Consider the following 11,969-nt stretch of genomic DNA (forward strand, 5'->3'; position numbering starts at 1 on the left):
TGAACGAAGCAGTCACAAAAGGCAAGCGCGTGCCTAATTTTTGGGCAGCCGGAAAGGCCTTTCACGGCCTGCCGGGCTAGCTGCTAAGTTTGCGCCCGCTGTCGCGGCAGGCCTTAGCGGGTCGCGTTTGCGTCCGCTACCGTCAAGGCCGTCATGTTGACGATGCGGCGCACCGTCGTGCTGGCGGTCAGGACATGGACGGGCTTGGCGGCGCCCAGCAGCACCGGACCGATCGCGATGTTGCCGCCGGCTGCCGTCTTGAGCAGGTTGTAGGCGATGTTGGCCGCGTCGATGTTGGGGCAGACCAGCAGGTTGGCGTCGCCGGCCAGGGTGCTGCGCGGCATCAGGCGGGCGCGGGCGGCGCCGTCCAGCGCCACGTCCCCGTGCATCTCGCCGTCCAGTTCGAGCCAGGGAGCCCGGTCGCGCAGCAGCTCGAGCGTTTCCCTCATCTTCAGCGCGCTGGGCTGGTTGCTGGAGCCGAAGTTGGAATGGGACAGCAGCGCGGCCTTGGGCTTGATCCCGAAGCGCATCATTTCCTCGGCCGCCATCACCGTGATCTCGGCCAGCTGGTCGGCCGTGGGGTCGTAGTTCACGTGGGTGTCGACCAGGAACACCTGCCGGCCCGGCAGCATCAGCCCGTTCATGCAGGCGTAGGTGCCGGCGCCCTCGCGGCGGCCGATGACCTGGTCGATGTACCGCAGGTGGATGTCGGTGGTGCCCCAGGTGCCGCAGATCAGCCCGTCCACCTGGTCCTTGTGCAGCAGCATCGAGCCGATCAGCGTCAGGCGCCGCCGCATCTCGATCTTGGCCATCTGCTGGGTGACGCCCTTGCGGTCGGTCATGCGGTGGTAGGTCTGCCAGAAGTCGCGGTAGCGCTCGTCCTGCTCGACGTTGACCACGTCGTAGTCCTGGCCCTGCTGCAGCCGCAGCCCGAACTTCTGGATGCGCTGGGCGATGATGGCCGGCCGGCCGATCAGGGTCGGCCGGGCGATGGCCTCGTCGGTCACGATCTGCGCCGCCCGCAGCACCCGCTCCTCCTCGCCCTCGCAGAAGGCCACCCGCTTGCGCACGGCCGCCTTGGCGGTGGCGAAGATGGGCTTCATGGTGGTACCGGAGGCATAGACGAAGCTCTGCAGCTTCTCGCGGTAGGCATCCATGTCCCGGATCGGGCGCAAGGCCACGCCGCTGTCGGCCGCGGCCTGGGCGACCGCCGGCGCGATCTTCATCATCAGCCGGGGGTCGAAGGGCTTGGGGATCAGGTACTCGGGGCCGAACGCGAGCTTCTGCCCGGCATAGGCCGCGGCCACCACCTCGCTCTGCTCGGCCTGCGCCAGCTCGGCGATCGCATGCACCGCGGCGATCTCCATCGCGTCGGTGATGGTGGTGGCGCCGCAGTCCAGTGCGCCCCGGAAGATGTAGGGGAAGCACAGGACGTTGTTGACCTGGTTCGGGTAGTCGGTGCGGCCGGTGGCCAGGATGGCGTCGGGCCGCGCCGCCTTGGCTTCGTCGGGCAGGATCTCGGGGTTGGGATTGGCCAGCGCCAGGATCAGCGGGTCGCGCGCCATGGTGCGCACCATCTCCGGCTTGAGCACGTTGCCGGCCGACAGGCCCAGGAAGATGTCGGCGCCCGCTATCACTTCCGCCAGGGTCCGTGCCGAGGTCCGCTGCGCGAACTGGGCCTTGTCTTCGTCCATCAGCTCGGTGCGGCCTTCGTAGACGACGCCGGCCAGGTCGGTGGCGAAGATGTTCTGGCGCGGCAGACCCAGCTTGAGCAGCAGGTTCATGCAGGCCAGCGCCGCGGCGCCGGCTCCCGAGGTCACCAGCTTGACCTCCGACAGCTCCTTGCCGACCACCCGCAGGCCGTTGAGGATGGCCGCGCCGACCACGATGGCGGTGCCGTGCTGGTCGTCGTGGAACACCGGGATGCGCAGCCGCTCGCGCAGCTTGCGTTCCACGTAGAAGCAGTCCGGCGCCTTGATGTCCTCCAGGTTGATGCCGCCGAAGGTGGGCTCCAGGGCGGCGATCACCTCCACCAGCCGGTCCGGGTCCTTTTCGTTCAACTCGATGTCGAACACGTCGATGCCGGCGAACTTCTTGAACAGCACCCCCTTGCCTTCCATCACCGGCTTGGACGCCAGCGGGCCGATGTCGCCCAGCCCCAGCACCGCGGTGCCGTTGGTGACCACGCCCACCAGATTGCCGCGGGCGGTGTAGCGGAAGGCCTCCGCCGGATCGCGCACGATCTCCTCGCACGGTGCGGCGACGCCGGGCGAATAGGCCAGCGCCAGGTCATGCTGGTTCAGGAGCTGCTTGGTCGCGTGCAGGGCGATCTTGCCGGGCGCAGGGTGCTCGTGGTACTCGAGGGCGGCCCGGCGCAATTCGGCGTGGGTGTCGGCCGAGTACTGCGATTCGGTGGGGGGCATGCGTCGTTCTCCTCTTGCGCGGGCGCTGCCCGCGGGCCCGCAGGGGGGCACAGGGGCGCGATTGTAGGCGCGCGCTACGTGGAAACCCCAGTCAGGGATGCTGCGTAGGCGCGGTCAGGTGCGCATCAAGGCCTCGATGTCGTCCGGCTTCACCGGCACCCCGCGGGTGATCAGCTCGCAGCCGTCTTCGGTGACGATGGCGTCGTCCTCGATGCGGATGCCCAGGTTGTGGAAGCGCTCGGGGACGCCTTCCGCCGGCCGCACGTACAGGCCCGGCTCGATGGTCAGCACCATGCCCGGTCGCAGGATGCGGCTGGGGCGGTTCTTGATCACCTCGCCGGACAGCGGGTCCTTGCGCTCGCTCACCTCGCCCACTTCGGACGGCTCCACGTAGCTGCCGCAATCGTGCACGTCCATGCCCAGCCAGTGGCCGGTGCGGTGCATGTAGAAGGCGAAATAGGCGCGCTGCTCGATCACGTCGTCGACGCCGCCCACCTTGTCGCGATCGAGGAGGCCCAGGTCCAGCAGGCCCTGCGACAGCACCTTGACGGTGGCTTCGTGCGGATCGTTGAAGCGCGCGCCGGCACGGGTGGCGGCAACCGCCGCCTCCTGCGAGGCCAGCACCAGTTCGTACAGCTCGCGCTGCGGGCCGCCGAAGCGGCCGTCGGCCGGGAAGGTGCGGGTGATGTCGCTGGCGTAGCCATCGAGCTCGCAGCCGGCGTCGATCAGCACCAGCTCGCCGGCGCGCACCGGCGTGTCGGCCGCGCGGTAGTGCAGCACGCAGGCGTTGGCGCCGGCGGCGACGATGGAGCTGTAGGCCGGGAACTGCGAGCCGCCCATGCGGAACTCGTGCAGCAGCTCGGCGTCGAGGTGGTACTCGCGCACGTCGCGGCCTTCGCGCAGCAGGCGGGCCGACAGCTGCATGGCGCGCACGTGGCCGCGGGCGCTGATCTGCGCGGCGCGGCGCATCGTGTCCTGCTCGTAGGCATCCTTGACCAGCCGCATCTCGTCCAGCACCGCGCACAGGTCTTCCTGGCGTTCCGGGCACAGGGCGCCGAAGCGCACCCGCGCCCGCACCCGGTTCAGCCAGCCGGCGACGCGCGCCTCCAGCCCGGCGTGGATCGCAAAGGGATACCAGACCGTCTCGCGGTTCTCCAGCAGCGCCGGCAGCATCGCTTCGAGTTCATCGATCGAATGCGCAGCCTGCACGCCCAGCGCACCGGGAGCGGCCGCAGGCCCGAGCCGATAGCCGTCCCAGATCTCGCGCTCCAGGTCCTTGGGCGAGCAGAACAGCGTGCTGGCACCGTCGCCGGTGATCACCAGGAAGGCGTTCGGCTCGCCGAATCCGGTGAGGTAGTGGAAGTAGCTGTCGTGCCGGTAGGGGAAGTCGCTGTCGCGGTTGCGCGGGCGCTCGGGCGCGGTCGGCACCAGCGCGATGCCGCCGGCTCCGATCGCCTCGGCGACGCGGGCGCGGCGTTCGGCATACAAGGTGTGGTTCATGCTGAGTTCAGTTGCGCCAGCCGCTGGGGCGTGCCGACGTCGGTCCAGTCGCCGGTGTACAGCTCCGCGCTGACCTGTCCATTGTCCGCCGCATGCCGCAGCATCGGGGCCAGCGGGACTTTCAGGCCTTCGGGGTTGCCGGCGGGCAGGCCGGCGAAGAAGGCCTTGCGGTACAGGCCGATGGTCGAGTAGGTGTAGCGCTGCTCGCCGTCGTTGGCGAGCAAGCTGTCCGGCTGCAGGGCGAAATCGCCGCGGGGGTTGTGCGCCGGGTTGCGCACTAGGTACAGGTGGGCCAGCCGCGGGCCCTCGGCGAACCGGCGCAGGGCCTCGGGCGGAAAGGTGAAGCCGGGTACGTACACGTCGCCGGCCACCACCCAGAACACCTCGTCGAGTGCCGGCAGGGCCCGGGCGATGCCGCCGGCCGTTTCCAGTGCCTCGCCGAAATCCAGCCCTTCGCGCGACCAGTCGATCTGCAGCGCGCCGTGGCCGGCCGCGAAGCGGCGCTCCAGTTGCTCGCCCAGCCAGGCGGTGTTCACCACCGCGCGCCGGTAGCCGGCATCGGCCAGCGCCTGCAGGTGCCAGCCGATCAGCGGGGTGCCGCGCACCAGCAGCAGGGGCTTGGGACACAGGTCGGTCAGCGGCCGCATGCGCTCGCCGCGACCGGCCGCGAGCACCATCGCCTGGGCGCTCACTCGCCGTCCCCGCGGTCCAGCGAGCGCTGCTCGGTCCATTCCGGCTGCAGGCGCTGCACCATCGCGTCCATCAGCCCGTGCGCCCTGGCCGCGAGCTCGTCATGCGCATCGGACAGGCAGACGTCGACCATCGCCGCGCGCTCCTGCGGCCAGGTGTGCAGCAGCACGTGCGAGCCCGGCAGCAGCAGCGTGGTGGTGGCGCCGCCGGTTGCGCAGGCGTACGACAGCTCGCGCTCCACCGCCAGGCCGACCGCCTCCGCCGCCTGACGCGACCACTGCCCGAGCCGCTGCGCGTCGGTCAGCCAGCTCGCCTCGCAACGGCATCGATAGAGATCGGCAGTCAGGTGCAGGCCCCGCATGGCTGCGACTGTAGACGAAGGCGTGGAATCACCCGTCCCCAGCCACGACCCTGGACCTCAACCGCTAAAATTGCGGGTTTCCCCTAGCCGCGCCCCCATGTCCCTCCACTCTGCTGTTTCCGCCCCGGTCGAAGTCACCCCCGGGGCGAAGCTGGACGCCGTCCAGATGGCCAACGCGATCCGGGTCCTGTCCATGGATGCGGTGCAGCAGGCGAACTCGGGCCACCCTGGCGCCCCGATGGGCATGGCCGACATCGCGGTCGCGCTGTGGGACCGGCACCTGCGGCACAACCCGGCCGATCCGCACTGGCCCGACCGCGACCGCTTCGTGCTGTCCAACGGCCACGGCTCCATGCTGATCTATTCGCTGCTGCACCTGACCGGCTACGAGCTGCCGCTGCAGGAGCTGAAGAACTTCCGCCAGCTGCACAGCAAGACCGCGGGGCACCCGGAAACGGGCGTCACGCCGGGCGTGGAGACGACAACCGGGCCGCTCGGCCAGGGCCTGACCAACGCCGTGGGCATGGCGCTGGCCGAGAAGCTGCTCGCGGCCGAGTTCAACCGCGGCGGCCACGTCATCGTCGACCACTTCACCCACGTGTTCCTGGGCGACGGCTGCCTGATGGAGGGCATCAGCCACGAAGCTTGCGCGCTGGCCGGCGCCTGGAAGCTGAACAAGCTGGTGGCGGTCTATGACGACAACGGCATTTCCATCGACGGCCAGGTCACGCCCTGGTTCATCGACGACACCCCGGCGCGCTTCCGCGCCTACGGCTGGTACGTGGTCGGCCCGATCGACGGCCATGACGTCGATGCGGTGGATCGCGCCATCGCCGACGCCCGCCAGGGCGTGGGCGGCAGCGCCGAGCGGCCGACGCTGATCGTGGCCCGCACCCAGATCGGCAAGGGCAGCCCGAACCGGGTCAACACGGCCAAGGCGCACGGCGAGGCGCTGGGGCTGGAGGAAGTCAAGCTCACCCGCGAGGCGCTGGGCTGGCCGCACGACCCGTTCGTGGTGCCGCAGCCGGTCTACGACGCCTGGGACGCCAAGGCCGGGGGCGCCAAGGCGCAGGCCGAGTGGGAAGCCCGCTTTGCCGCGTACAAGGCCGCGTATCCCGAGGCCGCCGCCGAATTCCTGCGCCGCATGAAGGGCGAGCTGCCGCGCAACTTCGCGCAGGTGGCGGTGGACACCGCCGTGGCCGCGCACGCCAAGGCCGAGACCGTGGCGTCCCGCAAGGCCTCGCAGCTGGTGCTGGAGGCGTTCACCGCCGCCCTGCCCGAGCTGCTGGGCGGCAGCGCCGACCTGACCGGCTCCAACCTGACCAACACCAGGAGCACGCCGCCGCTGCGCTTCGATGCGGCCGGCGACGTGCGGCGCGACGAGCAGGGCCGCATCGGCCGCCACATCAACTACGGCGTGCGCGAGTTCGGCATGGCGGCCATCATGAACGGCGTCGCGCTGCACGGCGGCTACATCCCCTACGGCGGCACCTTCCTGACCTTCAGCGACTACAGCCGCAACGCGATCCGCATGGCGGCGCTGATGAAGCAGCGCGTGGTGCACGTGTTCACGCACGATTCCATCGGCCTGGGCGAGGACGGGCCGACCCACCAGTCGGTCGAGCACGCGGCCAGCCTGCGCCTGATCCCCAACCTGGACGTCTGGCGTCCCTGCGACACCGCCGAGACCGCCGTCGCCTGGGCCGTCGCACTGCAGAACATGAACCGGCCAACGGCCCTGCTGCTGTCGCGCCAGAACCTGCCCTACGCGCCCAAGGCCGGGCTGGAGGACATCAGCAAGGGCGGCTACGTGCTGGCCGAGCCGAGCGAAGTGGGCCTGGCCCGCGCGCAGGCGGTGATCATCGCCACCGGCTCGGAGGTGCAGCTGGCGCTCAAGGCGCAGGAACTGCTGGCGCAGGACGGCGTCGCGGTGCGGGTGGTCTCCATGCCCAGCACCACCGCCTTCGACCGCCAGAGCCCGGCCTACAAGCTGTCGGTGCTGCCGCCGGCGCTGCCGCGCATCGCGGTCGAGGCCGGCGTAACCGACTTCTGGTGGAAGTACGGCTGTGCCGCCGTGGTCGGCATCGACACCTATGGCGAGTCGGCGCCCGCCAACGTCCTGTTCAAGCACTTCGGCTTCACGCCGGAGAACGTCGCCGACACCGTGCGCGCGGCGCTGGCGCGTTGAACCATGGCCCGAACGAGGCCTTGCCGGCAGCTCCACAACAGCCCGGTGGGCACAATCGGAACCATTGCGGCCCCGCGCGGAGCCGCTGCTGAAAGCATTTGTCCAACCATCGGGAAAGCAAGATGAGCATCAAGATCGGGATCAACGGTTTCGGCCGCATCGGGCGCATGGTGTTCCGCGCCGCAGTGCAGAACTTCAACGACATCGAGGTGGTGGGCATCAACGACCTGCTGGAGCCCGACTACCTGGCCTACATGCTGCAGTACGACAGCGTGCACGGCCGCTTCAAGGGCGAGGTCGCCGTCGACGGCAACACGCTGGTGGTCAACGGCAAGCGCATCTGCCTGACCGCGGTGAAGGATCCCGCCGAGCTCAACTGGGGCGAAGTCGGCGCCGAGGTGGTGGTCGAGTCCACCGGCATCTTCCTGACCAAGGAAGGCGCCCAGAAGCACATCAACGCGGGCGCCAGGAAGGTGATCATGTCGGCCCCGTCCAAGGACGACACGCCGATGTTCGTGTTCGGCGTCAACGACAAGACCTACAAGGGCGAGGCCATCATCTCCAACGCCTCCTGCACCACCAACTGCCTGGCCCCGGTGGCCAAGGTGCTGAACGACAAGTGGGGCATCAAGCGCGGCCTGATGACCACGGTGCATGCCGCCACCGCCACCCAGAAGACGGTGGACGGTCCCAGCAACAAGGACTGGCGCGGCGGCCGCGGCATCCTGGAGAACATCATCCCCTCCTCCACCGGTGCGGCCAAGGCGGTGGGCGTGGTGATCCCCGAGTTGAACAAGAAGCTGACCGGCATGTCCTTCCGCGTGCCGACCTCCGACGTGTCGGTGGTCGACCTCACCGTGGAACTGAACAAGGAAGCCAGCTACAAGGAAATCTGCGCCGAGATGAAGGCGCAGAGCGAGGGCCCGCTCAAGGGCATCCTGGGCTACACCGAGGACAAGGTGGTGGCCACCGACTTCCGCGGCGATGCACGCACCTCCATCTTCGACGCCGACGCCGGCATCGCGCTGGACGGCACCTTCATCAAGGTGGTGAGCTGGTACGACAACGAGTGGGGCTACTCCAACAAGGTGCTGGAAATGGTCCGGGTGGTTGCGGCCCGCTGATCGTTCGTCAGAACGGATGAAAAACGCGCCCCTCGGGGCGCGTTTTTCCTGGGTGCGGCCCTATCGTGCCCCTCCGCCCGCCCGGTGCGCGGGTCGACGAGGGAGCGATGGACGATCCGGCCTTCCGGCACTGGCTCACCCGCAGGAGCTGGGGCCTGAGCGTTCGCTACTGCAAGGTGGTGGCCCTGCTGCTGCCGCCGGCGGCGCTGGTCACCGATGTACCGCTGCTGCGGGCGCAGGGCCTGGCCGGACTCGAATGGCTGATCGCCTGGCAACTCACCGCCGAAGCGGTCTGCCTGGGGCTTATCGCCGCCGACCGGCTGTGGCCGGCGCTGCGCGAACGCGAGGTGGCGCTGCACGCCTTCTGCGCGCTGTTCATCGCGCTGTGCACCTGGATCGGCATGGCCGACGGCGGGCTGCGCGGCGACTTCTCCATCTATGCGGCCGGCATGACCTTCGGCGCGGCGGTGGCGGCCACGCCACGGCGCATCCGGCAGCCGCTGTATGCCGCCAGCCTGTTCGCGATCGCGGTGCCGGTGTGGCTGCGCGATGGCGGGGATCCCGCGCAGGTGGCCGCCGGCCTGGTCAATCCGTTCTGCGTGGTGGTGCTGTGCCTGTGGCTGGACCGCTTCACCTGGTCGCGCGACCGTGCCCTGTACCTCGAGACGCGGCGCGCGGAGGCGGAGCGAGCCCGCGCCGACGAAGTGCTGCACCAGGTGCTGCCGACGGCTGTGGCCGAGGAGATCAAGCGCGAAGGCCGGGTGCGGGCCCGCAAGTTCGACAACATCGGCGTGCTGTTCGCCGACATCGCCGGCTTCACCGCCTTCTCCAGCCGCTTGCCGCCCGACGCATTGGTGCTGGTGCTGGACGACATCTTCACCGCCTTCGATGCACTGGTGCAGCGGCACGGGGTGGAAAAGATCAAGACCATAGGCGATGCCTACATGGTGGTGTCGCACGCCGGCGTGTCGGCGCTGTGCCGGCTGGCGCTGGACCTGCGCGCTGCGCTGGAGGGCTACAACCATGCCAACGGCACCTCGCTGGCCATGCGCATCGGCATCCATGCCGGGCCGGCGGTCGGCGGCGTGCTGGGTGCGCAGCGCTTCCTGTACGACGTCTGGGGCGATACCGTCAACATCGCGAGCCGCCTCGAGTCGGCCGGCCGCGCCGGCAGCATCCAGGTCAGCGAGACGGTGGTCCAGCAGGCCGGCGAAGCCTTCTCCTTCACCGCGCGCGGGCTGGTGGAGCTGCAGGGGCGCGGGCGCGTGCTGACCTACTGGCTGCTGGGGCCGGCCCGCCCCGGTGCCCAGGCTGTCGCCTGGGCCGAGGCGGCTTGACGTTGCCGCGACGGCGAGGTCCGCCCCATGCAGCCGCCGCCCGAGCCGGCCGCGCTGCTGCAGCGGGCGTGGCAGGCCCCCCGAACGCGCCGCTCAGCCCAGGTGCTTGCCGACGATGCCGGCGAGCTCGAACATGGTGACCTGCGGCTTGCCGAACACGGCCTGCAGCTTGTCGTCGGCATTGATCGCCCGCTTGTTGCTGGCGTCCTGCAGGCCGTTGGCCTTGATGTAGTCCCACAGCTTGCGGATCACTTCGGTGCGTGGCAGCGGCTCCGGCCCGATCACCGCCGCCAGCTCGGGGCTGGGCGTCAGGCCGGGGCCGGCCTTGCGTGGTGCCTTGGGCTTGGCGGCGGCCTTCTTCGCAGCAGCGGGCGCCTTCGCGGCCGGCGCCGCCGTCCTGGCCGCCGCCTTGCCGGCGTACTTCGCTGCGGGCTCGCGCGCCGTCTTGCCGGCCGCACCCTTGCGCGGCGGGAACTTGCCCTCGCGCGGTTCGAACTCGAAGTTGACCTTGCCGGCCTCGGCATCCCAGGCCAGGAAGGCCTTGAACGGGCGGCGGGTGCGCATGGACACGAACTTGTCCAGCAGGTCGGTCTTGCCGGTGGCCAGCAGCTTGGCCATCTGCTCGCGCTCGACCGGCTGCTGCAGGATCACCTGGCCGCTCTTGAAGTCGCAGCTGGGCGTGGGATGGACAGCAGTGGGGACGGCGTTCTCGCAGACGTAGTTCTTGCCCCACTCGAACACCCGCCCGCCGCACTTGGGGCAGGGACCCAGCGGCTGCTGGCCGCTGAAGTCGACCAGTTCCCCGGTCTGCGCGGGGTCGGCCTCGTCGCCGAAGTCGAACTCCAGCTTCCAGTTCTTCTCGTCCTCGTCGTACTTCAGGGCGATCTCGGCGGTGAAAGGCCAGCCGGCCTTGGAGCGGAAGCCCTCCAGCGGGCCCAGGCGCTTGTCGCGCAGGAAGCGCTCGGCCTCCTCGACTTCGAACGGCCGCCCGGCGGGGATCTTGGTGAAGGAAAAGCCGCAGGCGTCCTCGCCCGTGCCGCTGCGCCCGGCGCAGGCGTAGCGGCGGTAGTTCTCTTTCACCACGCCACCGCAATTGGGGCACGGCGTCGCCAGCGTCACATAGTCGCCCGGCACCGTGTCGCGGTCGTACTCCTTGGCCTTGCGCACGATGCGCTCGGTCATCTGCGCGATCTCGCGCATGAAGGCGTCGCGCGAGAGCCGGCCATGCTCCATCTGCGCCAGCTTGTATTCCCACTCGCCGGTCAGCTCCGGCCGGCTCAGCTCCTCCACGCCCAGCCCGCGCAGCAGCGTCATGAGCTGGAACGCCTTGGCCGTGGGGATCAGCTCGCGGCCTTCGCGCAGCATGTACTTCTCGTTGATCAGGCCTTCGATGATGGCGGCGCGGGTGGCCGGCGTGCCCAGGCCCTTCTCCTGCATGGCATCGCGCAGCTCCTCGTCCTCGATGTTCTTGCCGGCGGTCTCCATCGCGCCCAGCAGCGTGGCTTCCGAGTAGCGCGCCGGCGGGCGGGTCTTGAGGCCGCGCGCCTCCACCGACTCCGTGCGCACCATCTCGCCGGGCTGCACCGGCACCAGCGTGCGGCTGCTTTCGTCGGAGGCATCGCCGGAGTCGGCTTCCTTGCCCCAGATCGCCAGCCAGCCGGGCTTGACCAGCACCTTGCCGTCGGTGCGGAAGCTGTGGCCCAGCACCTGGCTGATGCGGGTCGTGACCAGGTACTCGGCGCTGGGGAAGAACACCGACAGGAAGCGGCGCACCACCAGGTCGTACAGCTTCTGCTCGGCGTCGGACAGGCCGTGCGGCGCCTGCAACGTCGGGATGATGGCGAAGTGGTCGCTGACCTTGCTGTTGTCGAACACCCGCTTGGTCGGCTTGACGTACTGGTTGTCCAGCGCCTGCCGCGCGAACGGCGCCAGGTGGCCCATGCCGCTGTCGGCCAGCATGCCCATGGTCTGGTGGACCGTGCGCAGGTAGTCCTCGGGCAGGTGCTTGGAGTCGGTCCGCGGGTAGGTCAGCGCCTTGTGCCGCTCGTAGAGCGACTGCGCCAGTGCCAGCGTGGTCTTGGCCGAGTAGCCGAAGCGGCCGTTGGCCTCGCGCTGCAGCGAGGTCAGGTCGAACAGGCCGGGCGCGGCCTGCGTCGTCGGCTTGGATTCCTCGGTGACCGTGGCCGCCTTGCCGCGCACCGCGTCGGCGATGGCCCGCGCATCCTTCTCGTTCCAGATGCGGTCGGCGCGCTTTTCGGGATCTTCCGGGTCCTTGCGGAAGTTCGGGTCGAACCACTTGCCCGGATATTCGCCGGCGTCCGCCAGGAAGCTGCCGTGGATCTCCCA

Annotated in this window: 8 protein-coding genes; 3 read left to right on the plus strand and 5 right to left on the minus strand. The window is 69.6% G+C overall.

The genetic code is table 11. From position 1 onward, the window contains the following. Positions 1–113: 113 nt before the first annotated feature. From VEC03_RS01325 to VEC03_RS01340, 4 genes are all read right to left on the minus strand, one after another. Positions 114–2,423, minus strand: coding sequence for an NADP-dependent malic enzyme (locus tag VEC03_RS01325; protein ID WP_324912323.1), 2,310 nt, complete (start codon positions 2,421–2,423; stop codon positions 114–116). A gap of 114 nt (positions 2,424–2,537) precedes the next feature. Further along, on the minus strand, positions 2,538–3,923 hold the full coding sequence (locus VEC03_RS01330) for an aminopeptidase P N-terminal domain-containing protein (RefSeq protein WP_324912324.1): 1,386 nt from the start codon (positions 3,921–3,923) through the stop codon (positions 2,538–2,540). Then, positions 3,920–4,600 carry a nucleotidyltransferase family protein gene (locus tag VEC03_RS01335; protein ID WP_324912330.1) on the minus strand — a complete coding sequence of 227 codons (681 nt, stop codon included), beginning with the start codon at positions 4,598–4,600 and terminating at the stop codon, positions 3,920–3,922. Before VEC03_RS01335 ends, VEC03_RS01330 begins: the two co-directional genes overlap by 4 nt. Before the next feature lie 11 nt (positions 4,601–4,611). Further along, a complete protein-coding gene (locus tag VEC03_RS01340) occupies positions 4,612–4,974 on the minus strand; it encodes an S-adenosylmethionine decarboxylase (RefSeq protein ID WP_324912325.1) in 363 nt (120 codons plus the stop codon). A gap of 97 nt (positions 4,975–5,071) precedes the next feature. Between VEC03_RS01340 and tkt the strand changes: the two genes are divergently transcribed. The 3 genes from tkt (at position 5,072) to VEC03_RS01355 (ending at position 9,623) form a co-directional block, all read left to right on the plus strand. Then, a complete protein-coding gene (gene tkt / locus VEC03_RS01345; protein ID WP_414708442.1) occupies positions 5,072–7,162 on the plus strand; it encodes a transketolase in 2,091 nt (696 codons plus the stop codon). Between the two features lie 122 nt (positions 7,163–7,284). Then, on the plus strand, positions 7,285–8,286 hold the full coding sequence (gene gap, locus VEC03_RS01350) for a type I glyceraldehyde-3-phosphate dehydrogenase (protein WP_324912326.1): 1,002 nt from the start codon (positions 7,285–7,287) through the stop codon (positions 8,284–8,286). A gap of 107 nt (positions 8,287–8,393) precedes the next feature. Continuing rightward, the gene (locus VEC03_RS01355) at positions 8,394–9,623 is read left to right on the plus strand and encodes an adenylate/guanylate cyclase domain-containing protein (protein ID WP_324912327.1); all 1,230 of its coding nucleotides are present in this window, start codon (positions 8,394–8,396) and stop codon (positions 9,621–9,623) included. A 93-nt stretch (positions 9,624–9,716) separates the two neighbouring features. On the opposite strand, the gene VEC03_RS01360 is transcribed toward VEC03_RS01355, so the two are convergent. Further along, positions 9,717–11,969, minus strand: a 2,253-nt coding sequence (locus VEC03_RS01360) for a DNA topoisomerase III (protein ID WP_324912328.1), incomplete at its 5' end; no start/stop codon positions are given.

Origin of the sequence: Ramlibacter sp. (assembly GCF_035627355.1) — a bacterium.
Lineage (GTDB): Bacteria > Pseudomonadota > Gammaproteobacteria > Burkholderiales > Burkholderiaceae_C > Ramlibacter.